The 25,878-nt window shown below is 32.0% G+C and carries 21 protein-coding genes; 10 read left to right on the top strand and 11 right to left on the bottom strand.

What is annotated here, in order from left to right; genetic code table 11:
- Nucleotides 1–63 precede the first annotated feature (63 nt).
- The 5 genes from CW731_RS08420 to CW731_RS08400 all read right to left on the bottom strand — a co-directional run bounded on the left by CW731_RS08420 (nt 64) and on the right by CW731_RS08400 (nt 9,220).
- Nucleotides 64–1,062 carry a PorP/SprF family type IX secretion system membrane protein gene (locus CW731_RS08420; RefSeq protein WP_100946304.1) on the bottom strand — a complete coding sequence of 333 codons (999 nt, stop codon included), beginning with the start codon at nt 1,060–1,062 and terminating at the stop codon, nt 64–66.
- 1 nt (nt 1,063) lies between these two features.
- Nucleotides 1,064–7,192, bottom strand: coding sequence for a PKD domain-containing protein (locus CW731_RS08415; protein ID WP_100946303.1), 6,129 nt, complete (start codon nt 7,190–7,192; stop codon nt 1,064–1,066).
- A 167-nt stretch (nt 7,193–7,359) separates the two neighbouring features.
- A complete protein-coding gene (locus CW731_RS08410; RefSeq protein WP_100946302.1) occupies nt 7,360–7,656 on the bottom strand; it encodes a TM2 domain-containing protein in 297 nt (98 codons plus the stop codon).
- A 332-nt stretch (nt 7,657–7,988) separates the two neighbouring features.
- On the bottom strand, nt 7,989–8,558 hold the full coding sequence (locus tag CW731_RS08405) for a TetR/AcrR family transcriptional regulator (protein WP_100946301.1): 570 nt from the start codon (nt 8,556–8,558) through the stop codon (nt 7,989–7,991).
- A complete protein-coding gene (locus CW731_RS08400; protein WP_100946300.1) occupies nt 8,558–9,220 on the bottom strand; it encodes a transglutaminase family protein in 663 nt (220 codons plus the stop codon). Before CW731_RS08400 ends, CW731_RS08405 begins: the two co-directional genes overlap by 1 nt.
- Before the next feature lie 197 nt (nt 9,221–9,417).
- Between CW731_RS08400 and CW731_RS08395 the strand changes: the two genes are divergently transcribed.
- The 5 genes from CW731_RS08395 to CW731_RS08375 all read left to right on the top strand — a co-directional run bounded on the left by CW731_RS08395 (nt 9,418) and on the right by CW731_RS08375 (nt 16,916).
- A complete protein-coding gene (locus CW731_RS08395) occupies nt 9,418–10,617 on the top strand; it encodes an acetyl-CoA C-acetyltransferase (protein ID WP_100946299.1) in 1,200 nt (399 codons plus the stop codon).
- Between the two features lie 19 nt (nt 10,618–10,636).
- Nucleotides 10,637–12,778: a 3-hydroxyacyl-CoA dehydrogenase NAD-binding domain-containing protein gene (locus tag CW731_RS08390; RefSeq protein WP_100946298.1), complete on the top strand. Its 2,142-nt coding sequence runs from the start codon at nt 10,637–10,639 to the stop codon at nt 12,776–12,778.
- A gap of 29 nt (nt 12,779–12,807) precedes the next feature.
- Nucleotides 12,808–14,013: an acyl-CoA dehydrogenase family protein gene (locus CW731_RS08385; protein ID WP_100946297.1), complete on the top strand. Its 1,206-nt coding sequence runs from the start codon at nt 12,808–12,810 to the stop codon at nt 14,011–14,013.
- Between the two features lie 73 nt (nt 14,014–14,086).
- On the top strand, nt 14,087–15,145 hold the full coding sequence (locus tag CW731_RS08380; RefSeq protein ID WP_100946296.1) for a CaiB/BaiF CoA-transferase family protein: 1,059 nt from the start codon (nt 14,087–14,089) through the stop codon (nt 15,143–15,145).
- Between the two features lie 16 nt (nt 15,146–15,161).
- Nucleotides 15,162–16,916 (top strand): long-chain fatty acid--CoA ligase, encoded by a 1,755-nt coding sequence (locus CW731_RS08375; RefSeq protein WP_368356648.1) that lies wholly within the window; start codon nt 15,162–15,164, stop codon nt 16,914–16,916.
- An 84-nt stretch (nt 16,917–17,000) separates the two neighbouring features.
- Here CW731_RS08375 and mscL read toward each other — a convergent pair whose 3' ends face one another.
- The 3 genes from mscL to CW731_RS08360 are packed head-to-tail and all read right to left on the bottom strand — an operon-like array spanning nt 17,001 to nt 19,214.
- Nucleotides 17,001–17,414 carry a large conductance mechanosensitive channel protein MscL gene (mscL, locus tag CW731_RS08370; protein WP_100946295.1) on the bottom strand — a complete coding sequence of 138 codons (414 nt, stop codon included), beginning with the start codon at nt 17,412–17,414 and terminating at the stop codon, nt 17,001–17,003.
- A gap of 49 nt (nt 17,415–17,463) precedes the next feature.
- Nucleotides 17,464–18,564: an alanine racemase gene (gene alr, locus CW731_RS08365; RefSeq protein WP_100946294.1), complete on the bottom strand. Its 1,101-nt coding sequence runs from the start codon at nt 18,562–18,564 to the stop codon at nt 17,464–17,466.
- 14 nt (nt 18,565–18,578) lie between these two features.
- Complete coding sequence (locus CW731_RS08360) at nt 18,579–19,214, bottom strand: thymidine kinase (RefSeq protein ID WP_100946293.1); 636 nt, start codon at nt 19,212–19,214, stop codon at nt 18,579–18,581.
- Nucleotides 19,215–19,314: 100 nt separating this feature from the next.
- On the opposite strand from CW731_RS08360, the gene CW731_RS08355 reads away from it, so the two are divergent.
- Nucleotides 19,315–20,211, top strand: coding sequence for a hypothetical protein (locus tag CW731_RS08355; RefSeq protein WP_100946292.1), 897 nt, complete (start codon nt 19,315–19,317; stop codon nt 20,209–20,211).
- Here the strand turns inward: CW731_RS08355 and CW731_RS08350 are convergent.
- Complete coding sequence (locus CW731_RS08350) at nt 20,208–21,179, bottom strand: glycosyltransferase family 9 protein (RefSeq protein ID WP_100946291.1); 972 nt, start codon at nt 21,177–21,179, stop codon at nt 20,208–20,210. The two genes, CW731_RS08355 and CW731_RS08350, sit on opposite strands and share 4 nt — an antisense overlap.
- 51 nt (nt 21,180–21,230) lie before the next feature.
- The gene (locus CW731_RS08345; RefSeq protein ID WP_100946290.1) at nt 21,231–21,839 is read right to left on the bottom strand and encodes a DUF4254 domain-containing protein; all 609 of its coding nucleotides are present in this window, start codon (nt 21,837–21,839) and stop codon (nt 21,231–21,233) included.
- A gap of 224 nt (nt 21,840–22,063) precedes the next feature.
- Here CW731_RS08345 and CW731_RS08340 point away from each other — a divergent pair, with 224 nt between their 5' ends.
- Nucleotides 22,064–22,540 carry a DUF4252 domain-containing protein gene (locus CW731_RS08340; protein WP_100946289.1) on the top strand — a complete coding sequence of 159 codons (477 nt, stop codon included), beginning with the start codon at nt 22,064–22,066 and terminating at the stop codon, nt 22,538–22,540.
- 19 nt (nt 22,541–22,559) lie between these two features.
- On the opposite strand, the gene CW731_RS08335 is transcribed toward CW731_RS08340, so the two are convergent.
- Nucleotides 22,560–22,907: an arsenate reductase family protein gene (locus tag CW731_RS08335; RefSeq protein WP_100946288.1), complete on the bottom strand. Its 348-nt coding sequence runs from the start codon at nt 22,905–22,907 to the stop codon at nt 22,560–22,562.
- A 41-nt stretch (nt 22,908–22,948) separates the two neighbouring features.
- On the opposite strand from CW731_RS08335, the gene CW731_RS08330 reads away from it, so the two are divergent.
- The 3 genes from CW731_RS08330 to CW731_RS08320 are packed head-to-tail and all read left to right on the top strand — an operon-like array spanning nt 22,949 to nt 25,841.
- Nucleotides 22,949–23,404, top strand: coding sequence for a DinB family protein (locus CW731_RS08330; RefSeq protein WP_100946287.1), 456 nt, complete (start codon nt 22,949–22,951; stop codon nt 23,402–23,404).
- A 6-nt stretch (nt 23,405–23,410) separates the two neighbouring features.
- Entirely contained in the window at nt 23,411–24,646 is a 1,236-nt protein-coding gene (locus tag CW731_RS08325; RefSeq protein WP_100946286.1) for a sodium:proton antiporter, read from the top strand.
- 46 nt (nt 24,647–24,692) lie between these two features.
- Nucleotides 24,693–25,841 carry a cystathionine gamma-synthase gene (locus tag CW731_RS08320; protein WP_100946285.1) on the top strand — a complete coding sequence of 383 codons (1,149 nt, stop codon included), beginning with the start codon at nt 24,693–24,695 and terminating at the stop codon, nt 25,839–25,841.
- Nucleotides 25,842–25,878: the final 37 nt, after the last annotated feature.

The raw sequence follows: 25,878 nt of genomic DNA, 5'->3' as shown, positions 1-25,878 counted from the left end.
ATAAATAGTAAGTGTACTTTTTATCAACTTTAATTTTAGAGAGCATTTATTCTTGTTTTTAAATTAGAAAAAAGGGACACATTTATACCTGTCTAATGCTCTAATGTTAATGTCAAAATCGTAAGAAACAGAAAATTCGTGAATACCGCCTGTGTTTAAAAGTTCTGTTGTGTTAAAATCATAGGAATATCCAAAACGAAACCCTTGCCATCTAACGCCAGCAAAAGTACTAATCGAATTTATAAAGGAAGTATTAGCATTATTTTTTATTGGTGACGTAGCTACTGTAACTCCGAAAGAGAATGTATCATCAAAAACATATTGTGTACCTACATCTAATCTATTAAACTTGCCTTGCATCATAAAATTAGATAGTAGATACAATTTACTTTTGTTCGTAAACCATGTTCTATAATTTTCTAAAAAAGGCAAATAATACTTTGTATGAACAGACCAAAACACATCTAAAGGCACATTGCCATTTTCAGTTAAAGAAATATTGGGTTTATTTAAATGCTTTACTGTTAAACCAATCCAAGAATCTTCATTATTAAATAAGATTGATGAACTAAAATCAAAGAAATTCCGTTGTTCACTTAATAATAAAGGATCTATTGTCGCTGTATTTATAGTACTGTTATTTAGATTGATTTGATCTTCTAACAATAGATTTTGAAATCCGTAATTTTTCATTCCAAAACCCGCAGAAATACTGGGTCTAAAATACCAAGTATCACTAATTTGAAATGCCATCGCATAATTGAAGTTCACTTGATTAAAAGTATAGTTTGAAGCACTTTCTGTCTGATTTAAGAAACTAACACCAATTCCTGTTTTAAAGCCTTCGAACCAAGTATCAAAAAAAGCGAAATTAGAGTTGGTTTTAAAAGCAGTATTTCTCCATTGAGATCTATATACAGCACCAACCTTGGTGCTTCTAATTGCACCTGTAAACGATGTATTTAATGTTTCTGGAACCAGAAAGTTTTGCGAAAATATAACGTCTTGTGTATAGCCTTGTACGCTAGCCAAAACTAAAAATAGGAGTGTAATTTTCTTCATCTTATTTTAGCAGTGTTAAAGGTGTAGATGTTCTAATTTCTTTCTTGTAAAAGGTAATGCCTCTTACAACCATTACGTAGTTTCCACTCTCTGCAGGTTGCCCTTTTATAGTACCATTCCAGCCATTTAGATTTGTGTTCTTTTCAGAATAAATAGCTGTTCCCCAAGTATTATAAATTGTCATTTCTAACTCTATAAAGCCTCTATGAGAAGGTCTTATTGTTTCATTATAACCATCTCCATTTGGCGTAAAAGCTGTTGGGTTTACTAAAGAGTAACCTAAAGTTATATTAACAGTTCTTTCAAATTTGTAAATACAACCTGCATCATACTCTACCGTTAATATTATTTTAAAAGTTCCGGTTGTGTCGTATATATGAATCGGGTTTTCCTCGGATATAATTGGGCTGCCATCTCCGAAATTCCAAGTAACATTTGAATAATTTCCTGTAGAGAGGTTTGTAAATTGAATAGGATCTTTTATAGAAAGTAGATCATACTTTTCAATTGCAAAAGCATTGTATCTAAAATCTGTATCTCCAATTTTAGGCACATCAATTAAAAAAGAGTTACTTTTTGTACAACCTTTAGCGTCTGTAATTGTTAATGTATAAGAACCGTTTTGAGAGGTTGTCATAATACTGCTATCCAAAACAGAAACTGTTCCTGCAGACCAACTATACGTGTAAGGTAAAAAACCACCTGTTACTTTAGCTTCTGTTTTTCGATTCACAATTTTTAAATCACAGTCTGTTATTATTGTTTCTTTAAAATCTATTTGTATAGGTTTTTGTCTAAAGATGTTAAATTGTTTTGTTACCATACAATTATTTGCATCTTTAATTTCTACAGAATATTCTCCAGCAGAAATATTTATTAAATCTTGAGTTACTTCGCCATTACTCCAACTATAAGAATAAGGAGCAGTTCCTCCCAAAACAACTAAATCTATATTTCCGCTATTAACAATACTACAATCTATTGCATCTGTAACTGTACTAGAAACAGCTATTGCTGGTGGATTTGTTAAGACAAATGTTTGTTCTATGGGACATTGATACGTGTCGCTATCTAAAACAATAACAGTATACGTGCCAGCAGCAAGGTTATTTCTTTGTACGCCAGCACTAGCATCATCACTCCAAGTAACAGAAATAGGGGCTATTCCACCAGTTAAATTTAAGTCTATAGCTCCATTATTTTCTCCGTTACAAGAAATTGGTGTTACAACCGGATCTATAAAGAAGATAGGTTGCTCAATAGTTATAGATACTTGTTCAATACAATTATTAGCATCTGTAATTGTAGTAATATAGGTGTCTGCAGATAAATTAGATAATGAGAATCCATTTGCTAGATTGCTCCAAGATATTTTATAAGGTGCTTTACCACCAGTTACGGTTACATCAATAGAACCATCCGTTTTTCCGTAACAAGTAACATCTGTTTTTGTGTATTTTATTTCAATTTTTGAAGATTGATTTATAACAATAGAAGCATTCGTTGTACATCCTAAATTATCTGTAACAGCTACGGTGTAAGTCCCTGCAATTAATGTGTTGATATTTTTTAAGGAACTTGTAAACCCATTAGGACCAGACCAACTGTATAAGTAATCAAAAACACCAGGAGATATTTCTATAAGTGTTCCGCCAGAAAGATTAATTTCAATAGCACCAGTTGCATCACCAAAGCACAAAATATCTTGTTTAGAAACTGATTCTATTTTTAGACCGTCTGGTTCTGTAAGTATAAAGTTGGCAGCCTTTGTACAGTTGTTTTTATCAGTAATTTCTAATGTGTAATTTCCAGCTGTTAATGTATTTTGATTTTTTGTATTAAGAATAATTCCGCTACCATTTGTAGTTGTCCAATTGTAAGTATAGGGCAATGTTCCTCCAGAAATTGTGACTTCGATTGCTCCATCATTCCCTTCAAAACAAGAAATATTTTTCTCTATATCTTTAGAGATTGCTAAAACAGCAGGTTCTGTTACTGTTAACTCTTCGGTAATAGAAAATCCGTCTTTATCTTCAATTTTTAATATATATAAGCCAGCTTCTAAATTTGTAATAGTTGTATTTGTTGATGTAAATCCGTTAGGTCCAGTCCAATAAATTAAATAAGGATTTCCTGTTTCGAAAGGAATTCCTCCTGCAATAGTTGTTGAAATAGCACCATTATTAGATTGAAAGCATGTATTATTTACAATAATAGCATTAGAGTTTATGTTTGGGTTTACAGTAACTTGTAACGTAAAAGGAGTTCCTGTACATTTTGTAGTTGCAGGGGTAATGTTATAAATAACTTTTATAGGTGATGTTCCTGTGTTTTCTAAAGTTTGACTTATTTGATCTTGTGGCGTTATTTCTGCGGAAGCACCTAAAATTGAACCAATAGGATTAAAATTAGGGGCAGACCAAGTATATTTTGTTCCCATAGGAACCGTGTTTCCTAAAATAGAATTCGGATCAAAATTAAAAGTGTCTTCACTATAAACAGTAATTTCTGTAGCGTTAATTACAGGTATTTCATTTATAATAATACTAGCAGAATTAGATGTAATTTTATTACAACCACCACTAGAAAATAAAATTTCGGCATAATAGAAAATACTACCAACAGTATTTGTTGGCGGATTGTAAGTATCAGTAGTTTCATCTGTAATTTTAGTTCCTCCAGAATTTATATTTGTAGTATTCGAAAACCATTGATAGGTTGGCGTTCCTGTTCCGTTTGTGTATGCCACTTTTAAAGGAGTTGCAGTTCCACCCAAACAAATTTCAGAAGAAGTTGGTTGTGTGATAAATATTGGTGATTCATTTACTTTTAATTGTGAAATAGCACTTGTAACACTACAATCAGATTCCGTTTGCGAAACAATTGCATAATAATAAAAAGTTCCCCCAGTTAAAGTTGATGGTGTATAGGTACCTGATGTTTCACCTGAAATTGGAGTTGCATCAGCAATAGAATTTGTGCTAGTTTCATACCATTGATATGCTTTATCAGAAGTAGTTCCCCCAGAAACAGTTACGTTTAAATCTACTGGTGTTGCACTCTGACACAATTCTTGACTTGCAATTGGTTGCGTGTCAATAATTGGATCTGTCAGCACATTAATTTCAAAAACACCACTTGTGGCAGTATTACAACCATTTCCATTTAGAGAAATATCTGCATAATAATAGAAAGTACCATCTGTAGAAAAAGAATTTGGTGTAAATGTTGAATTTGTTGCGCTATCGATTTTACTTCCACCTGTATTTGAATTCGTAGTATTCGAAAACCACTGATACGTTGCGTTTCCATTTCCACCAGAAAAAGTAACCTCTAATTCATTTGCAGTTCCACCCACACAAATTGTTTGTGGAGTAGTAACAGGATCTACAGCTATTTGCGGAACAACATTTACGTTAGCTGTGTTTGATATAATTTTATCACAACCACCAGAAGCGAAAGAAAGTTCTACATAATAAAAGATTTCTCCAACAGTATTTGCTGGCGGAGTATAATTAGAATCTGTTTTACCAGTAATCTTAGTTCCAGTAGTATTATCATCATCAATATTTGAAAACCATTGATACTTTGGTGTTCCTGTTCCGTTTTCATAAGTTACTTTTAAAGGAGTTGCAGTTCCACCCAAACAAATTTCAGAAGAAATTGGTTGTGTAGTAAATATTGGAGCAGGATTTACTGTTACTATAAATTTTACTGAATCACCTTCACAAGTTCCCAATTTAGGAATAGCAGTATAGGTAACTGTACCTACGCTATTTTCTGAGTTGGTTAATATCTGAGCAGGTATGGTATTTGAGTTTCCGCTTGTTAGAAAACCTGATATACCAGAAGTAGCAATTGCAGTCCAAGAAAATGTTGTACTTGTATTATTTGTATTTAGAATGATTTCGGAAGTGCTTTCAGTTGAGCAAATTTCTTGTGTTGAGGCTGTATTTGTCATCACAGGTTTTTCAAACACTTCAAACACTTCGGTTGCTGTATTAGAAACACCACAATCATTAGTTACTTCTAGAGTTATTTTATAAACTCCTGGTGTATTATATTCAACATCTCCAGGGTTTAAATCAGTAGAATTTTCAGGTGTTCCTCCAGTAAAAGTCCAATTATAGCTTAATGAAGCTGTGTTAGTAGTACAGTTTTCTATAATTGCTTTTGGGTTAATTGTTGTATTCCCACAAGCATCAATAATTTTTTGAATATTAACTGTTGGTGGTTTTTTTACATCAATTATTTTTGTGGTAGATTTTATTCCGCATTCTGTAGTTATTTTTTGCTTTAGTGTGTATTTCCCTGGATTATTAAATATGAATTCTGGATTTTCTGAATTTTTATTTGTACCATTTGTAAAATCCCAATTTGAAATTGTTCCACAATTATCAGCAGTATATAAAACAGACCATTCATAAGTAGGGTCATTACATTTACCTGCTTCAGTTGTATTGTTCATAGTTAAAATAGAGAGAGGAATACAACCTTCTTCTTTATCGACAGAAAAAACAGGTGTGATTTCTGGTTCTATGCAGATTTCTTTTGTAATTGTTTTTTTATCTGGAGAACAAAAGCTTTGAATTGTTAAACTCACTGTATATGTACCAGATGATGTGTAGGTGTGGTTTTCATCTAATGCAGAGTCTACAGAAAATCTTTTCACAATTGTACCATCACCAAAATCCCATATAAAATCTACATTTTTGACACAATTAACTCCATCAGTAACAATCGTTTTGTTGTCAAAAAAAATACTTTTTTTGATACAACTTTTATTTACTACATCAAAATCAACTTCGGGTTTTTCTAAAACTATAATATTGTCTATTGTTATTTTTGTACTATCACAAGCATTTCTGATTGTTAATGTAGCGATAAACTCTCCATTAGTTTCTAGACAACTTCCAATACTATATGAGTGTGGTGTAGGAAATGTTGTTGAATTTTTAGGGTCTGAAGCATTATAATAAGTAGAAGCTACCAATTGAGATTGAGTATAAGTTTTTGTTATACCATCACCATAATCTACAATATATTCTGTTCCTATTGAATTTTCACCCCAACTTGTAATTCCAAAATTTAATTCATTTGTTTTTAATTCATTTTCGGGGATGCATAAATTACTTGTATTACCTGGACTTGCAAAACCTCCACCAGGATTTGTGACATTTTTTACTTGATAAGAAACTTTATTTTTACATCCATTAGTTCCATCTGCAGAGATTGTCATTGTAAAAACACCAATAGTTGCATAAGTATGATTTGCAGGGAAACTTGCAGAAGTTGTTGTTGTGCCATCTCCCCAATCTATAAATAAGGAGTCTATACAAGTATTACTAGAAATATTTTCTACTATTACATTATAATTTGGGTCTGTTGATGAAGCATTATCACAATTACTAAATTCATCTAAACCAGTAATTTGGTCTCTAAACCTAATACCGGGCTTTTCTTTTACAGTAATAGATTTAGATTCTGAAGAAAAGCATCCATTTTCATCAGTTACTGTTAATGTAACATTAAATGTTTTGGTTCCGCAACCAAGTGCATCAAAAACATGAGTAGGGTTTTCTTTTGTAGATATGGCAGTTCCATCACCAAAATTCCAGCTATAAGATAAAGAGCCTATTTCAGAGTTGTTATTATTGAATTGTATTGTTTCTCCCGAACAAGCATTATCATTATTAAAAGAGAATTTTGCAACTGGCGGTGCGTTTACTTTTATGGTTTTTTCTATGTTTAGACTTAGTTCAGTAGATGTAGCATCTTTAACTTTTATTAATTTATATTTATAATTTGCTAAAGAAGTACCAACTAAAGTTATGGTTTTAGAGTTTACATTATCTGATCTAACAGGAGTTTGCTCAATATCATTTAATTTGTAAGTAAAAGTATATGGAGCTGTGCCTCCAGAACCTTCAAAAGTAATAGAAACAGATTCATCTAAGCAAATATTGGTTTTACTTACAGAAGTAGTTGCAGATAAACCTTCCGAAAAATCAAATAATCTTGAATTACTTAAATCTGCGTAGGTGTTTAATAGAATGCCACAGATAAGAAAGAAAGTAATATAAGACGTCTTATTCTTAAAGTAGTCGGAGAAAGCTTTTTTAATTTTCATGCTTGTTTTGGAAGCTACTTTTACATCAAAATTTATAAATTTTGATACATAAAATAGATTAGATCTATTTCAAGCAGGTTTTAACTTTTTAGATTATTTTTTTTTCTTATTTCAAAAATAAATATAATAAATATAATTGTAAATCATTGGTTTATAGCTTTTTTACTTTAATTTCCTTTCACAGCAGAAATCATCGCTAATTGTCTTGCTTGATCGTCTTCTCTTTCTCTCTTCTCAATTTTCTCTATCTGTCTATATATTTCCGCATTATGTCTTTCAACTTTTCCTGAAATTGTAAAAAGATCTATGAATGCCCAAAACCCAAGGCCACCCAACGTAACCCAAAATAAAAATTGAACACCCCACTTTCCGAGATAAGCATAATGAGTACCAAAAAGAAATAGAAACAATAAATAAGCGGTTCCGGTTGATTTAATTTGAGATTGTAGTACGTGTTTATTCATGGTTTTTAAGTTTGATTGCAATTAATTTCAAAGTTACTTTCTATTCATAAAAAAAACCTACGGGTTTCCGTAAGGTTTCTGAATTGTCAAAATCAACTTGCGTTATTTTTTATAGCAAACTAAAGATTTTTATGTAAGAAAAGTTTTACCAATTTGAGATAAAATATTATATTTTATAGCTCATGGACGATAACATTATCAGATTTATGCGATTTTATCTTACTTCATTCTAACTGGTGACTTTATAATATGTTTTATTTTTTCAGGAAATCTGTTGCAATGCAGTTTACTTATGTTTTTCAATAAAAAAAAATATGAGCGACTCTTACAAATTATTTATTAAATAAATCAATTGTTTTTTCGATGGCTTTATCGAAGTTCTCCCAAGATTCCGGAGAAGTTAAATCTGTAGTAATAAAAGTTTTATTAAATTTAGACAAGAGCGTAAAATAAACATAACCACCAATCATTAATTGAAACGCATGGTTAAGAGAACTGTCTTTATTAGAAATTGAAAACACTTTATCTATTTGTTGATTGCTAAATTTAAATAAATCGTGTGTTGCCTCATTGTTCTCTAACAATTGCCAGCGTAAAATTTCTTGCGTTAGTTTATTTTCACGAAGTTCTTTTGTTCCCGCTTTTGCAAACTCTTTAACACCTTCAACTGTTTCTAAATCTTTATTTTGAAGAGATAACATCGATTTAAAAAAATCTCCTTTTTTTGCAAGTTGAAGTAGTAATCCTTGTAAGCCTCCAAAATAACGATAGATTAGTTCTTTAGAAACACCAGCTTTTTTAGCGATGGCATTAATACCAACTGCTTGCGGTCCTTTTTCTTCCAAAAGGCTCAAAAAACTCTCATATATTTTCGCTTCAGTAGCAGCTCTGTCTTTTTTCATTATAATTTAGCTAGGTTTAATACCATTCCTAATTCAAACTTGTTTTCTCTTAATGCAGGATAAGTTTCCTTCATTAAAGCTAACATATAAGGTAGTGGAACGTGGTCAAAGGTACCATAATCTTCTAAATATTCCATAAAGTCTCTTGTACCAGAATTATCATAAGATTGAAATAAAGAATCGTTTATTCCATCAAAATCTAACGGAGTTACCTGCAGTTTTTTACATAATGTTTTATTGAAAGCCGGAGTAGCCTTTACCCATTTATTGTTTAAGAATAATTCGACATAACCATGTGGTACCAAAACATCGTTACCAAATTTTTCTAAAATATCTTCAACAGCAATATGATTTTTTACTTTTGATAAACCTAAACGAGCAGGTATATTTTTTGCACGTAAAACAGTTATTAAAAGTATTGCTTTATCCAAACAATGACCTGAGGTGCGTTTGTAAATTTCAGATGCTTTCCAATCTTTTTCAATAAAACTAATGCGATATGGATTATATGGCCAAGTATCTCTAATATAATAATACGCTTTTAACGTAAAATCTAAAGGAGTGGCATCAGAATTACCATCATCTATTTTTTCAATTAAATTTTTAATGCCTTCAGAGGTATAATCAAAATTACTGTTTTCTTCTAAATAAGTAGGTTTCATAAATTTATTTTAGTAATATTATGCTGGTTATTAAAGTTTTAAATATGTTGTTTTTCTAGTGAAATTTATTGTTAATTATTTTTTAAATTATTTTATTTGACAAATATAAAACTTTAGTGTAAGTTTGTAACCATACGGTCACATATTTTTTTTATCTATTATGTTACCACTTAGTAACCTTAAAATAATTTGATAGAATGGATGCATACATTTATGATTCTGTAAGAACACCAAGAGGAATCGGAAAAAAAACAGGAGGCTTATCTCAAGTAAGTCCAGTACAATTAGTAACAACATTGCTTTCTGCAATAAAAGAGCGTAATAACCTAGATACTTCTTATGTAGAAGATTTGGTTTTGGGTTGTGTAACACAAGCAGGTGAGCAAGGTGGTAATATTGCCAAAGTAGCGGCACAAGTTGCTAATTACGGAGATCATTTAGCCGCAGTTTCTTTAAATAGATATTGTGCTTCTGGCTTAGAAGCTGTAAATCAAGCGGCAGCTCGTGTAAGATCTGGTTGGTCAGATTTAATTATTGCAGGTGGCGTAGAATCGATGTCTAGAGTACCAATGGGTATTGACGGTTCTGCTTGGGTTATGGAACCAGATGCTGCTTTTGGTAAGTTTGTACCACAAGGAATTTCTGCAGATTTAATTGCCACTAAATATGGGTATTCACGAAACGATGTGGATAATTTTGCGCTAGAATCTCAAAAAAGAGCAACAGCAGCTTGGTCTAAAAATGCATTCCATAAATCGATTATTCCGGTTAAAGATATCAACGGATTAACACATTTAGCAAAAGACGAATACATTCGTTCGAACACCACTTTAGAAGGTTTGGGTAAATTAAATCCTGCTTTCGAAAAAATGGGCGAGATGTTATTTAGCCAAACAGCGTTAGATAAATATGTAGAAATAGAACGTTTAAATCATGTACATCACGCAGGTAATTCTTCTGGTTTGGTAGATGGTGCTTCATTAATGCTAATTGGAACTAAAGAAATTGGAGAGAAATTAGGATTAACACCAAGAGCGAAAATTAAAATGGGAAGTATTATCGGTACAGAACCTTTAATTATGCTTGAAGGTCCAACTCCAGCGACTAAAAAAGCATTACGAAAAGCAGGAATGACAGCTTCAGATATTGATGTATGGGAAGTAAACGAGGCTTTTGCAGTAGTGCCTTTACGTTTAATGGAAAACATGAAAATAGACCATTCCATTATAAATGTAAATGGAGGTGCAATTGCAATGGGACATCCTTTAGGTGCAACAGGTTGTATGATTCTAGGAACCGCTTTAGATGAATTAGAACAGCAAGATAAAACTACTGCTTTAGCAACACTTTGCGTTGGTGGGGGAATGGGAATCGCTACAATAATCGAACGTGTATAATCGCTAAAAAAAAGATAAAATGGAACATATAAAATATTCAATAGACACAGACGGAATTGCTTTTATTACTTGGGATGTAGCTGATTCTCCTGTAAACATAATGAACGAAGCTACCATTGTAGAGTTCTTTTCTGCAGTAGATAAAGCAATTACAGATAACGCTGTTAAAGGAATTGTTATCAATTCAGCAAAAAGAGATTTTATTGCTGGTGGAGATTTAAAATGGTTTTTAAACTACGATAAATCGAAACAAGATTGCTTTGAGATGCTAATGAAAACGCATCACGCCATGCGGCAATTAGAAATTTCACCAAAACCAGTAGTAGCTGCAATGAGCGGATTAGCTTTAGGTGGTGGTTTAGAAATTGCATTGGCGTGTAATTATAGAATCATGACCAATCACCCAAAAAATAAAATAGGATTGGTAGAATGTTCTGTTGGTTTATTCCCTGGAGCGGGAGGAACGCAACGTTTTTTAAGAATGTTAGGTGCTAGAAAAACCATAGAATACATTACACAATCTAGAAAATTATCTGCAACACAAGCCTTAAAAGACAAATTAGTCAATCAGATTTGTAGCCCAGAAGAAGATATTAATGCTTTGGCAAAAGAATGGATTCTTAACAATCCGGAAGTAAAACAACCTTGGGACGACAAGCATTTTGTAGTTCCTGGAACGCCAAATGGTATCGGACAAGTATCTGGTATTACAGAATTTTACTCAGTTTCTAATGCAATGGCATACAAAACTACGCATGGTAATATGCCACATATTAAAAATGTGTTAAGTGCAATATATCATGGTGGTTCTACAGAAATTGATAATGCGTTAGAAGTAGAAGCGCGTTATTTTGTTGATACGTTATTTAGCAAAGAGACAAAAAATATTATAAGAGCATCTTTCATTTTTATTGGTGATGCAGCAAAAGGAAAGGCAAAACCCAAAGGCTTTGAGCCTGCAACATTCAAAAAAGTGGGTGTTTTAGGAGCAGGAATGATGGGCGCAGGAATTGCGTATGTTTCTGCGAAAGCAGGATTAGATGTGGTTCTAAAAGATGTTTCTATGGAAGGAGCCCAAAGAGGAAAAGGATATGCCGCAAGCATAGAGCAACATAAAATAGCGAAAGGAAGAACTACAGAAGAAAAATCTGCTGTAATTTTAGATCATATTATTCCTTCGGATACTGTTTCCGATTTAAAAGAATGTGATTTAATTATTGAAGCTGTTTTCGAAAATGAACAACTAAAAAATCGCGTTACAAAAGAAACAGAAGCAGTTATAAATCCTGCTGTTGTGTATGCAAGTAATACATCCACAATTCCTATTTCAACCTTAGCAAAAGCATCGTCTAGATCAGATAAATTTATAGGGTTGCATTTCTTTTCTCCGGTGGATAAAATGCCTTTAGTGGAGGTAATTGTAGGTAAAGAAACGTCTGATGAAACTTTAGCTGCAGCGATAGATTATGTAACTAAAATAAGAAAAGTACCAATTGTTGTGAATGATGGACGAGGATTTTTTACTTCGCGTGTCTTCGGAAAATTTGTAAACGAAGGTATTGCTATGTTAACAGAAGGAATTCCGCCAGCAGTTATAGAAAATGTAGCAAAGAAAATAGGAATGCCAGTTGGTCCTTTAGCAATTTCAGATGAAGTAAATCTGAAGTTAATGTTAGATATTATGGGAGAAGATCCTACGTTATCAGTCTTCGAGAAAGAGTTAGAAAAAACAATTGAAACAATTGTAACAACACATCAACGAACAGGAAAAAAAGAAGGCAAAGGATTTTATGAATACCCAAAAGGAGCCAAAAAATACCTTTGGAAAGAATGGAGTACTATTTATCCTGTTAAAGCAGCATATGACGAAGAAGAGGTAGGTAAACGTTTGTTATTCGCAATGGTAATCGATTCGTATAAATGTTTAGATAGTGGCGTTTTAACAGCGCCTAAAGATGCAGATATTGGCTCTATATTAGGCCTCGGTTTTCCAATTTATACAGGAGGCGTAATGTCTTACATAGATTATATAGGCGCGCAACAATTTAAAGAATACGCTGCTGGTTTAGCTGAAAAGCATGGAGAGCGTTTTCAATTGCCAGAATCACTTTTAGAGCGTATTAAAGAAGCAGGAACAGGTCGTGTATTTTATAAAAACTAAATGAGTCTTAATAACAAAATAAAGAAACCATGTTACAAAACGTATTATTAGAACGAAAAATATACGCATCAGAAGAACATAAAATGATGCAAGGAATGATTCAAGATTTTATTAAAAATGAGTTAGCACCTCAAATGGAAGCTTGGGAAAAAGAAGGAATGGTAAGCAGAGAAATCTGGAAAAGAGCTGGAGAACTAGGCTTACTTTGTATGGATATGCCAGAAGCTTATGGAGGTTCTGGATTAGATTTTAGCTTTAGCGCTTTGTTTATTGAAGAAATGGCTAAAAAAGGAATTAGTGGACCTGGTTTTTCATTGCATTCAGACATTGTTGCACCTTATATTTTAAAATGGGGAACAGCTGCTCAAAAAGAGCAATATTTACCAATTATGGCAACTGGAGAAATAATTACAGCTATTGGAATGACAGAACCTAATTGCGGATCCGATTTGCAAGCATTACGTACAACAGCGGTAGATAAAGGAGATCATTATTTGGTAAACGGGCAAAAAACATTTATTACAAATGGCTATTTATGTGATATGGCAATTATTGCTGTAAAAACAAATGTTGGTACGCCAGAAGAAGGTGTTTCATTATTAATCATGGAAAGCAAATGGGACGGTTTCGAAAAAGGTATTCCTTTTCAAAAAATAGGAATGAAAGCCCAAGATACTTGTGAGTTATTTTTTGACAATGTAAAAGTGCCTAAAGAAAATTTATTAGGTAAAGAAGGTCAGGGTTTTGTAATCATGATGACCGAGTTGGCTCGCGAGCGTTTGTCTGTAGCATTAGCATCAATTGGTGGAGCAGAAGGAGCAATTGAAGAAACAATTAATTACACCTCTACAAGAACTGCTTTTAAACAACCTATTGCAGGTTTTCAAAATACCCAGTTTAAGTTGGCCGAAGTTGCAGCACAATTACAAATTCACCAAGCATTTGTAGACCGTTGCACCGAAGATTTATCAGCACATACATTATCCGCAGAAAGCGCTTCTATGGCAAAGTTTTCGGCAACAGATATGCACGGAAAAGTGGTAGATGAATGTTTACAATTATTTGGAGGTTACGGTTATATGTGGGAATATCCTATAGCAAAAATGTATGCCGATAATCGGGTTGCAAGAATTTATGCAGGAACCAATGAAATTATGAAATTAGTGGTTGCTAGAGGTTTGTATAAAGAGTTGTTTGCTCAAATGAAGGCAATGCGTAAGCAAAAAAAGAAATAGTTAAGCAAGTGCAATAATCAAAAATAACAATGCCTCAAGAAATTATAGATTTTATACATCAAATAGAAAATTAATGCAAGAAACAAAACCACTACAAGGTGTTACCGTTGTTGATTTTACACGATTACTTCCAGGACCTTTAGGAACACATCTTTTAAGTCAGTTAGGTGCTAAAGTTATTAAAATTGAAAGTCCGAAACGATTAGATTACACTCGATTTTATGATCCTAAAATAGATGATAATTCTACTATTTTTCACACGCTGAATCATTCTAAAGAACAAGTTATTGTAGACTATGAAACAGAAGAAGGGTATCAAAAAGTATTGGATTTAATTGCATCTTCGGATGTTTTAATAGAACAGTTTCGTCCAGGAGCAATGACTAGTTTTAAGTTAGATTTTGAAACGATAAAGAAGATAAATCCCAATATTGTCTATGTCTCAGTAACTGGTTATGGACAAAATGGAGGCTTACATACAAAAGCGGGTCATGATATTAATTATTTAGCAACTGCAGGATTATTAGATTTAAACAGAGATGAAAAAGGGAAACCTGTTATTCCTGGTTTTCAGATTGCAGACATAGCAGGAGGTTCTTATATGTTACTTTCGGCATGTACTTCTGGCTTGTTAGCTCAGAAAACTCAGAAAAAACCTCAGTATATAGATCTTAGTTTATTGGATGCAACAATTCCTTTAAATGCTATTGCACACGGAATGTTACAAGGTGGAGCATCGTATAAAAAAGCACCTATGTTAAGCGGAATGCTTGTAAATTATAATGTGTATGAATGTTTAGATAAAAAGTGGATTGCTCTAGGTGCTCTAGAACTTAAATTTTGGAATGCCTTCTGTGAAATGGTTGAAAAACCAGCATGGAAAGCAAAAACAGAGAGAGAACTTATGAGTGGCATCTTTCCTCAGAAAGAGTTAGAGCAGCTTTTTAAATCTAAAACAAGAGACGAATGGGCTTGTTTAAGTAAAAATTATGATACCTGCTTATCACCAATTTTAGAAATAGAAGAAGTAAGCAACAATAAACACTTACAAGAACGTGCAGTTTTTAAAGAAACTACAATAAAAAACAAAACGATAAAAACGTATAATTCTCCCTTCAAAACCTTCAGTTAATTCCTAAACCTACTGTATGATGCCTAAAAACTTAACGCGCTTATTCGATTTACCAGCATATCAATTAAAACATACTCCGCAAGACAACGCATTTAATACAAAAATAGGAGGAAAGTGGGTTGCTTTGAGTACGCAAGAATATTGTAATCAAATTGCAATAATTAGCAATGCTTTAATAGAATTAGGAATTAAGCCAGATGATAAAATTGCCGTTGTAACGGAAAAAAATTGTGTAGAATGGCATATTTTAGACATGGCTATTTTTCAAGTAGGCGCTATTAGCGTGCCTTTATATGCTACATTGTCTTTAAGTGATTACGAATTTATATTGAATCATTCCGATTCCAAATTATGTTTTGTTTCCAATAAAGATTTATTTGATAAAGTAGCATCTGTTCAAGAAAAGACACAAGTAACTACTATTTTTAGTTTTGATACTTCCGTTTGCGATACAAATTGGGAAGCTTTATTAGCATCAGGAAAAAAGAATACTCATCAATTAGAAGTTGTCGAAAGAAAATCAAAAATAACAGCAAAAAATCTAGCAACTATTATTTATACTTCTGGTACAACAGGAGTGCCAAAGGGTGTTATGATAACGCACCAAGAGTTGGTGCACGCGGTTATAACTTGTAAGGAACTATTAGATTTAGACGAGCCATATCAGTCTGTTGTAAGTTATTTGCCTGTAAGTCATGTTTTTGAGCGCTTGGTTATGTATTACTATCATTATATGGGGTTTCAAGTTTATTTTGCGGAATCCCTAGATAAATTAGTCGATAATTTACAAGAAGTAAAACCCGTTTTTTTACCCATTGTACCGCGATTATTAGAAAAAATATTTGATAAAATTATAGCGAAAGGAAACGAACTTTCAGGTATAAAAAAGGGATTGTTCTTTTGGGCTGTTCGTGTAGCAGAAAACACAGAAATAGATCAAAAAAGAGGTTTGAAACATAAAATAGCAGATACATTCATCTTTAGTAAATGGCGCGCAATTTTTGGCGGAAATATAAAATTCTTAGTTTCAGGATCTGCACCATTACAAGATCGATTGATAAAAATATTTACAGCGGCAGGTTTGCCAATTTATGAAGGGTACGGAATGACCGAATCTTCGGGAGTAATCTCCTTAAACGGATATAAAAAAGGAGAAACGCGTTTAAAATCCGTAGGAAAGCCAATGCCAGGTTTAGAAGTCAAAATTGCTATAGATGGAGAAATTCTAATAAAAGGAAAAAATGTTTTAAAAGGATATTACAAAAATGAGGTAAAAACGACGGAAGCTATAAATGACGGATTTTTTCACACAGGAGATATTGGTGAAATCTGTAAAGACGGTTTTTTAACGATTACAGATCGTAAAAAAGAAATGTTTAAGACTTCTGGAGGTAAATATATTGCGCCCTCCATCATTGAGAATAAAATGAAACAGTCTAGTTTTATAGAACAGATTATGGTTATTGGGGAAGGTTATAAAATGCCTGCTGCACTAATCCAAATCAACTATGAGTTTGTTAAAGATTGGGCATTACAAAATAAGCATACAATTATAGATGTAACTTCAGATTTAAAACTTAGAACAAGAATTCAAGAAGATATCGATCTAAATAATGAAGGCTTAGGAAAGTGGGAAAGAATCAAGAAATTTGAGATTACACCAGACGAATGGACTATTGAAGCGGGACATTTAACACCTACATTAAAGCCTAAACGAAAAATTATCAAGGAAAAATACAAAGCCCTTTTTGAAAAAATTTATGCAGATTAAGCTTATTTCTATATTTCTTAAATATTGAAAAAGAAAAATCCTGAGTAATTACCCAGGATTTTAAATATTTTATAAAAAGGTCTTTTACTTTTTAGCCAACAAATCTCTAATTTGTGCTAACAATTCTTCTTGACTTGGTCCTGCAGGAGCTGCTGCTGGAGCTGGTTCTTCTTTTTTCTTCATGTTGTTTAAACCTTTTACAATCATAAACATTACAAAAGCCACAATAATAAAGTCGATTACGTTTGTTAAGAAATCTCCATATAAAATGGCAACTTCACCAACAACTTTTCCCGCTTCATCTACAACGCCTTCTTTAGCAATGTATTTTAAATCTTTAAGATCAGCATTAAATATTAAGCCAATTAACGGAGAAACAATTCCTCCTGTAAAAGAAGTAACAACTTGTTTAAAAGCTGCACCCATAACAAAACCTACTGCAATATCAACAAGGTTTCCCTTCATTGCAAAGTCTTTAAATTCTTTAAGCATTCCCATTCTAGTGTATTTTAATTAGTTAATTATGTTACAAAAGTAATAAAAAAATCTATTCCTTTAACATTTTGTTAACACGTGGAGAAATTGCCGTTAAAGTTTCATACACAATAGTTTCAGAAATATCTGCAATGTTTTGTATCATTTCCTGGTTGTTAAAGATAATCACTTCATCACCTTCTTTACAAGAAATCTTCGTTACATTCACCATAATCATATCCATACAAACATTACCAATAATTGGTGCTTTTTGATTGTTGATAAGCACAAAACCTTTCTTGTTGCCTAATTTTCTAGATAAACCATCTGCATGACCAATAGGTATTGTCGCTGTTTTTGTAATTCTTTTGGCTACAAATGCCCTGTTGTAACCAACTGTTTCTCCTGGTTTAATCACGTGAATTTGAGAAATAATTGATTTTAAATTATGGGTGTTTTTTAATTGATCCGTTTCTTTTTCATCATTCCCAAAACCATACAAACCAATACCAATTCGAACCATATCAAATTGTGCTTTTGGGTAATTAACAACACCAGAAGTATTTAAAATATGCAACATTGGTTCATATCCTAAATGTTTATAGAATTGCTGAACAATGTATGCGAAATTATTAATTTGATTGATGGTAAAGTCTTTCTCTTCTAAATCTTCACTTGCAGCCAAATGAGAAAACAGCGATTGTACTTTTATATGATTGGTTTCTTTTAATTCAGATAAAATTTTAGGAACATCTGTGTGCCAGAAACCCAACCTATTTAAACCTGTATTAAATTTTATATGAACAGGGTAATTCATTAACGGAGCTTCATCTGCTAGTTTTAAAAAAGCATTAAAAATATTAAAATTATATAAGCTTGGTTCTAGTCTATAATCGATTAGAGATTGTAAATTTTGAAGGTGAGGATGTAGAACTAAAATAGGCGTTTTTACACCAGCTTCACGTAAAGCGATCCCTTCATGTGTGTATGCAACAGCAAAATAAGCTACTTTGTCTTCTAAGAATTTTGCAATTTGAACGGCATCACTACCATAACCAAAAGCTTTTACAACAGCTAAAATTTTTGTTTCTGGTTGTAATTTTTGCTTGAAATAATTTAGATTGTGTATTAACGCATTTCCATCAATCTCTAAAACAGTAACGTGATTATTCATTGTTATGTTAATTGTTATTCAGTATCATTTAAATTAGGTTCAATATCTTTTACAGATAAAATAATTTCTTTTTGTTTTTGTAAAGCTTTGTAATATGCAGCCCTACTTAACGGCTCATATTCTTGCATTTCACCCAACATTACAATATTATCGTTTTTGGCTTTTCTAAAGCTATAATGTGCTAAATTACCAGTGTGTGTGCAAACAGCATGTACTTTGGTAACATATTCTGCAGTAGCCATTAAGGCTGGCATTGGCCCAAAAGGGTTTCCTTTAAAATCCATATCTAAACCAGCTACAATTACGCGAATACCTCTATTTGCTAAGTCATTGCAAACGGCTATAATTTCATCATCAAAAAATTGAGCTTCATCAATACCAACAACATCAATATTGTTTGCTAAAAGACGAATATTTGCAGCTGCAGGAACAGGTGTAGAGCGTATTCTATTGTCATTATGAGAAACAACTTCATCATTGTCATAACGAGTATCTACAGAAGGCTTAAAAATTTCTACACTTTGTTTTGCAAATTGTGCACGTTTTAAACGTCTAATAAGTTCTTCTGTTTTACCAGAAAACATCGAGCCGCAGATCACTTCAATCCAACCAAATTGTTCTGTATGATTTACTGTATTTTCAAGAAACATTTTGTAATTTTAGGCTTTAGAAATTTAAATTATTTGTTACTTTGGTGTTCAACAAATTTATGAATATTTACGAGTAAAACTCAACTTCAACTTACAACTTATGCACAAAAAATTAGAAGCCGATTTAATAAGTTTAGCGCACAGCATCTTACAGATGAAAAATAAAGAAAACGTGTTCTTATTAAAACAGAAATCGAAGGAGATTTACGAGAAATTATCTGTCCTAGCATTCGTTGAAGAGTATGTGAACTCCACTCCAAATTCAAAACAAACAAAAGAAGAACTAACTTCTATTGTTGAAAAAGGATACGAGAAGAAAAATTTAATTTCTAATGAAGTAGAAGATGTTAAAAAACCAGAACCTGTTAAGCGAACTTTAGTTACTGAATATTTAGATGTTGAAAATGAACATTTAGCCGCAGAAATAGGAGATGATTTTTCTGGTGAAGACTTTGCTGATGAGGATTTTAATACCGTAAAAATTGAGCAAAAGAAAGAAGAAACTGGAAAAGAAATTGAAGCAGAAGCAGAAGAAGAAACGAACGAATATTTAGAAGTTGAAAAAGAAGACGAAATAGAACAGCCTTTTGATGGTTTAGAAGGCCTTATTTTTGGAGATACAAAACCAACTAATTTTAAGGATGACCCTAAAGATGTTGGTGGTTTTAAAGCATTAACTTTAGAGGAAGAATTACAAGATACAATTCCTGTAGATGTAATGGCGAACCTGTTTGAACCTCTAAAACCAACTTCTTTAAATGATAAATTGCAAACCAATATTCAGATTGGGTTGAATGATAGAATTGCTTTTGTAAAGAATTTATTTGAAGGGAGTCAAGAAGATTTTAATAGAGTAATTTCTCAATTAAATACTTTTAAAACAGAAAAAGAGGCGAAAAAATTTATTACTAAAATGGTGAAACCAGATTATAATTGGTCTGAACAAGAAGAATTAGAAAATCGTTTAACAGCTATTATAGAACGTAGATTTGCTTAAAGCACGCTTTTAATTTTTTTAATTATTTTTTCTGGAGAAATACTATCTGCTGCTAATAAATAGTCATCAGGATATTTGTTTCCATAAATTGAAGTAGGAATTTTTGAGAATTTTTCTAAATCGGGAAGAATTGCATAATCTCTGGGTTGATTAAATGGAGCAAAACCAGCAAAAGGATGCGTTACGCCCCAAATAGTAATTACTTTTACGCCATACATTGCCGCCAAATGTGCATTTCCAGAATCCATAGAAAGCATGCAGTCTAAGTTAGAAATAGTGTCTAATTCTTCAGAAAAAGTTAGTTTTCCTGCAACAGATAAAACGTTGTTGTTACTTGCTAAATTATCTAGACTTTCAATATCATTTTTACCACCAAATAGTAGAATTAAATATTCTTTAGAAAGCTGTTCTACAACAGTTTTCATTTTTTTTAAACTGTACATTTTGCTTTTATGCGCTGCAAAAGGAGCAATACCAATAATTTTTTTATGCTGTGAAACTTCTATGTAGTCTTTAATTTTAGAAGGTAAAATTCCTTTTTCAGGAAATGTTGGGTGCGTTAAATCAATCTTAAAACCAAGTTTTCTAAAAACATCTGCATAACGTTCATGAGAAGTCTTCAGTTGTTTGAAATTTTTCTTAGAGATCAATTCTTTTTTTTCTTTTCTCCCTTTGTCTATTTGGATGAAATTCTTTCCAAAGAAAAAAAGTTTTAAAACACGACTTCGTAAAACATTGTGTACATCTGCTATTGCAGTATAATGATGTTTTTTAAGCTCTTTATATAATTTAAACAAACCTAAAAAACCTTTGTGTTTTCCTTTTTTTTCTACAGGAAATACAACTACGTTTTTTAGATTCTTAAAAATTGGCGTAAAAAAGGGCTGTGTTAAAACGGTGATTTTAAGAGAAGGGTTTTGTTTTAGTAAAGCCTCTAATACAGGAACCAAAATGGCGACATCTCCCATTGCAGAGAGACGAATAACCAGTATATGAGTTTTAATATCAGTCAAAAAAAACTATTTAGAAGCTCTTAAAACAGGATTTAATTCAGCATCATTATACATTTTCATTTGTTTGTAAACTTTCATGTATTTTTTTCCTTTTGAGATATCTACTAATAAGTCGTCTATAGCCGTAGATAAATCGTTACGTTGATCTAATAAAACATTTAATTTTTTAGTACAGTTTTGTTTGTGTACTTCAGAAGCGTCTTCTCTAACAGTTTCTAAATGCATGTGATAAATTTTTAACGCTAAAATAGACAATCTATCAATTGCCCAAGCCGGACTTTCAGAATTAATAGTCGCATCTTTTTCTAAAGCAATTGTTGCATACTTATCTAAAAAATAGCTATCAATATATTCTACCGTATCGGTTCTTACTTGATTAGAAGCATCAATTTTTCTCTTTAAAACTAAAGCATCTTCGGCGTTAATATTAGGGTCTCTAATAATGTCTTCATAAGCCCATTGTATCGCATCTATCCAACATTTTTCAAACAATAGAAAATCGATTAAATCTGTGTTTTTATCAAATGGATTTACACATTTTTGCTCTAACTCATTTTTACTTTTGTAAGTTTCAATAGCATCAATAAAAATAGCATTCGCTTTTTTAGAAAACATAAAATTATTATTTAGTTTGCGAAAATACAAAATTTAGATATTATTTTATAGAATTTGTGCAATTATCCTATCGATATAAATCGATTGAAAGTAATGTTTTTTATAGGTTTGAAAGCACCAAAGGAAACAGAAAACTTAATAGGAGTATACCTATCAAATTAATCATTAAAATAAGATTTGTAACAAACGTTGTTGGTAGTCGTCTTAAATTAAAACCGACTATTATGAAACAATTAGCAATAATTTTCTTTACACTTCTTATGACAACAATTTCTGCACAAGAGGTAGCGTTTGAGAAATTCTATAAAATAAATAAAGAGCAATCTACATTTTCAATCAATTTATCAGCATCATTGGCAGGTTCTTTTTTAGATGATGAAAATGACGGAGATTTAATGAATATCATTAAAAAATCGAGTGATTTTAAATTAATGATTTTTGATAATGAAGACAATACTATTTCAAAAGACTTTAGAAAATTCAGTAGAAAAAACAATTTTAAAACACTTGCTCGCGTAAAAGAAAATGGGAGTAAAGCAGCATTGTTTTTTATTGAAAAGACTAACTACATCAGAGAAATTATTATAAAAGCAAATAGTAATACTGATAAACTTGTTTTGTTTGGTTTGAAAACCAAAATTACAAAAGATGAATTAGCAGCGATGATTGCTTCTTCAGATATTAACGTTTCATCAAAATAAAAAAATTAACAGAGAAGGTTTAACCAATCTTCTCTTTTAATTCTGCGACAACTTTTTTACTATTTCCAATAAATATTTCTTTATCAACAATAAAAACCGGACGTTTTAAAAAAGTATACTCATTTAATAGGTATTGTCTGTAATCTGCCTCAGAAATATCTTGGTTTTTCAAATCCATCGCTTTATATAGTTTTGCTCGTTTGTTAAATAATGCTTCATAACTAGCAGAAAGTTGATGCATTTCTTCTAATTGAGCAACATTTATAGGATTACCTTTTATTTCTTGTTTCTCAAAACCATCTGTATTTACTTCTTTTAAGATGCGTTTGCAAGTATCACATGTTTGTAAAAAATAGACTTTCTTCATATTAATCAATTATATTTGTTCATTCAAAAATAAACATAAAAATGAAGACACAATTCGATGTTTTAAGAAAATCTCGCGATTTAGTTATAAAAGAATTAGAAGGTTTAACTTTAGACCAAATTCACACAATTCCAGCAGGTTTTAAGAATAATATTGCTTGGAATGTAGCGCATTTAGTCGTTACACAACAAGTTTTACAATACAAACTTTCTGGTTTGAATTGTCTATGTCCAGATGAGTTAATCGAAGAGTATAAAAAAGGAACTTTTCCAACAAAGAACTTTACAGAAGAAGAGTTTGAGGAAGTAAAAGAATTACTGTTAGGATTGCCAGATACGTTGCAAGAAGATTTTGAAGCAGGAATTTTTGAGAATTACACAGAATACCCAACAAGTACAGGTTTTGTTTTAAATTCTATAGAGAGTGCGATTGCGTTTAACAACTTTCACGAAGGTATTCATTATGGAGTGATACGATCTATAAAAAAATTTTTATAAATTAAGATGAATTATTTTTTAATTGCAACCGTTTTAATAGTGCTTTCAGCTGGGTTTGGCTATATAAACACAAGGTTTTTAAAATTGCCAAATTCTATTGGTTTAATGTTGATAACCATACTGTTTACGTTGGCTGTTTTTGTACTAAGTTATTTTGATGATACCTTGCTACTTAAAGAAAGAGAACTCATTACAAGTATCGATTTTAAAACGGTACTTTTAGATGTAATGTTAAGTTTTCTACTGTTTGCAGGCGCATTACATACGAACTTTCAGCAATTAAAAATTCAACGAAAACCAGTATTAATTTTTGCAACTCTTGGAACGCTAATTTCAACATTTTTGGTTGGAGTACTCGTTTTTTATGCACTTAAGGTATTAAATCTCGATGTAGATTTTATCTATTGCCTGCTTTTTGGAGCATTAATATCTCCAACAGATCCTATTGCAGTTTTAGGAATTATGAAAAAAGTAGGAGCTCCAAAAAACCTAGAAACAAAGATTGTTGGAGAATCTTTATTTAATGATGGAGTAGGTGTTGTCATTTTTCTAACAATATATCAAATTGCAAGTGGTGGTGCTGAAATCTCTTTTGGTAATATTGCTGAATTATTTTTAGTAGAGGTTGTTGGTGGAATTATTCTTGGATTGATTATAGGTTGGATTACCTACCGATTATTAAAAAGTATTGATGATTATGAAACGGAAGTAATTATAACGCTTGCTGCTGTTATGGGTGGAACTTTGTTTGCGCAACATTTTCATTTATCTGCACCTTTAGCAATGGTTACCGCAGGTTTAATTGTAGGTACAGATACTGTTAGAAGGTCTTCTATGGGTGAAATTACAGAAGCTTATGTAGATAAGTTTTGGGAACTTATAGACGTGCTTTTAAATACCATTCTTTTTGTTATGATTGGAATGGAGATTTTAGTCTTAACCTTTGAAGCGACTTATGTTTTAGCAGGGTTTATAATAATTCCGTTATTATTAATTGCAAGATACATTTCGCTGTTATTACCCATAAAAATTTATGCAAAGAAGTTAGAGTTTGTACCAAAAACAAACTTAATTATGACTTGGGGTGGTCTGCGTGGTGGAATTTCTATTGCCTTGGCTTTGAGTTTAACTCAGAACATGGAACGCGATTTGTTTCTAGTAATTACCTATATCGTTGTTGTTTTCTCTATTCTTGTGCAAGGATTAACTGTCGGAAAATTGATAAAGAAATTCACTAAATAAGCTACAGACTGTTTGTATCGTTTGTAAATAATTCTTGAAGAAAAAAATGAAATTCAATACCAAAACAATTCACGGAGGTCAAAAAGTAGAGAAATCAACCGGCGCAATTGTGCCACCAATTTTTCAAACTTCTACCTATGCACAAGCGGGTGCAGGTGTTGCTCAAGAATATAATTATTCAAGAGGAGCAAACCCAACCAGAACCGCGTTAGAAAACAGTCTAGCTTCCATAGAAAACGGAACACATGGTTTTGCATTTTCTTCTGGTTTGGCTGCAATAGATTGTGTCTTAAGAACGCTAAAACCTGGTGATGAAATTATTGCAGGAAACGATTTGTACGGAGGAACGTATAGAATGTTTACTAGATTGTTTGAAAAATACGGATTGGAATTTATATACGTAGATATTAATTCATCAGAAAATGTAGCGAAAGCAATTACAGAAAAAACGAAATTAGTTTGGTTAGAAACGCCAACAAATCCCTTAATGAAAATTGCAGATATTGAAGCAATTTGTACTGCAGTAAAAGAAGTGAATTCAGAAATTTTGATTGGAGTAGATAATACATTTGCAACACCATATTTACAACAACCTTTAGATTTAGGCGCAGACATTGTAATGCATTCTGTAACAAAATATTTAGCAGGACATTCAGATGTGTTAATGGGTGCTTTAATTGTAAAAGATGAAAAATTAGCTGAAGAAATCCATTTTATTCAGTTTGCTGCTGGCGCAGTTGCAGGTCCAATGGATTCTTTTTTAGCATTAAGAGGTATAAAAACATTGCATATTAGAATGCAACGTCATTGTGAAAACGGACGAGCAGTTGCTAATTTTTTAAATAAGCATCCAAAAGTTGGTGCGGTTTATTATCCTGGTTTAGAGGAACACCCTAATCATGAAATTGCCAAAAAACAAATGAAGGATTTTGGTGGGGTGGTTTCTTTCAGTTTAAAAGATGAAAGTAAAGAAGCAACGTTTAAATTTTTAGATAATATCGAGTTTTTTACGCTAGCAGAATCTTTGGGTGGTGTAGAAAGTATGGTAAATCATTCTGCAACCATGTCTCATGCATCCATGCCAGAAGAAGAACGTTTAAAAACAGGAATTACAGATAGCATAATTCGTTTGAGTGTTGGTATCGAAGATGAAGACGATTTGTTAGCAGATTTAGAGCGTGCTTTAAAATTATAGAAACCCTTTTGAGAAATACATAATTAAAAAATCCGCA

It is taken from the genome of Polaribacter sp. ALD11 (assembly GCF_002831685.1).
Lineage (GTDB): Bacteria > Bacteroidota > Bacteroidia > Flavobacteriales > Flavobacteriaceae > Polaribacter.
Note: the sequence above shows the minus strand (reverse complement) of the source record. Positions and strands in the feature narration are given on the sequence as shown.

Excerpts from the sequence above, each read along its gene's own strand:
- CW731_RS08420 (WP_100946304.1), bottom strand. The coding sequence starts at position 1,062 with ATGAAGAAAATTACACTCCTATTTTTAGTTTTGGCTAGCGTACAAGGC.
- CW731_RS08415 (WP_100946303.1), bottom strand. The coding sequence starts at position 7,192 with ATGAAAATTAAAAAAGCTTTCTCCGACTACTTTAAGAATAAGACGTCT.
- CW731_RS08410 (WP_100946302.1), bottom strand. The coding sequence starts at position 7,656 with ATGAATAAACACGTACTACAATCTCAAATTAAATCAACCGGAACCGCT.
- CW731_RS08405 (WP_100946301.1), bottom strand. The coding sequence starts at position 8,558 with ATGAAAAAAGACAGAGCTGCTACTGAAGCGAAAATATATGAGAGTTTT.
- CW731_RS08400 (WP_100946300.1), bottom strand. The coding sequence starts at position 9,220 with ATGAAACCTACTTATTTAGAAGAAAACAGTAATTTTGATTATACCTCT.
- CW731_RS08395 (WP_100946299.1), top strand. The coding sequence starts at position 9,418 with ATGGATGCATACATTTATGATTCTGTAAGAACACCAAGAGGAATCGGA.
- CW731_RS08390 (WP_100946298.1), top strand. The coding sequence starts at position 10,637 with ATGGAACATATAAAATATTCAATAGACACAGACGGAATTGCTTTTATT.
- CW731_RS08385 (WP_100946297.1), top strand. The coding sequence starts at position 12,808 with ATGTTACAAAACGTATTATTAGAACGAAAAATATACGCATCAGAAGAA.
- CW731_RS08380 (WP_100946296.1), top strand. The coding sequence starts at position 14,087 with ATGCAAGAAACAAAACCACTACAAGGTGTTACCGTTGTTGATTTTACA.
- CW731_RS08375 (WP_368356648.1), top strand. The coding sequence starts at position 15,162 with ATGATGCCTAAAAACTTAACGCGCTTATTCGATTTACCAGCATATCAA.
- mscL (WP_100946295.1), bottom strand. The coding sequence starts at position 17,414 with ATGGGAATGCTTAAAGAATTTAAAGACTTTGCAATGAAGGGAAACCTT.
- alr (WP_100946294.1), bottom strand. The coding sequence starts at position 18,564 with ATGAATAATCACGTTACTGTTTTAGAGATTGATGGAAATGCGTTAATA.
- CW731_RS08360 (WP_100946293.1), bottom strand. The coding sequence starts at position 19,214 with ATGTTTCTTGAAAATACAGTAAATCATACAGAACAATTTGGTTGGATT.
- CW731_RS08355 (WP_100946292.1), top strand. The coding sequence starts at position 19,315 with ATGCACAAAAAATTAGAAGCCGATTTAATAAGTTTAGCGCACAGCATC.
- CW731_RS08350 (WP_100946291.1), bottom strand. The coding sequence starts at position 21,179 with ATGGGAGATGTCGCCATTTTGGTTCCTGTATTAGAGGCTTTACTAAAA.
- CW731_RS08345 (WP_100946290.1), bottom strand. The coding sequence starts at position 21,839 with ATGTTTTCTAAAAAAGCGAATGCTATTTTTATTGATGCTATTGAAACT.
- CW731_RS08340 (WP_100946289.1), top strand. The coding sequence starts at position 22,064 with ATGAAACAATTAGCAATAATTTTCTTTACACTTCTTATGACAACAATT.
- CW731_RS08335 (WP_100946288.1), bottom strand. The coding sequence starts at position 22,907 with ATGAAGAAAGTCTATTTTTTACAAACATGTGATACTTGCAAACGCATC.
- CW731_RS08330 (WP_100946287.1), top strand. The coding sequence starts at position 22,949 with ATGAAGACACAATTCGATGTTTTAAGAAAATCTCGCGATTTAGTTATA.
- CW731_RS08325 (WP_100946286.1), top strand. The coding sequence starts at position 23,411 with ATGAATTATTTTTTAATTGCAACCGTTTTAATAGTGCTTTCAGCTGGG.
- CW731_RS08320 (WP_100946285.1), top strand. The coding sequence starts at position 24,693 with ATGAAATTCAATACCAAAACAATTCACGGAGGTCAAAAAGTAGAGAAA.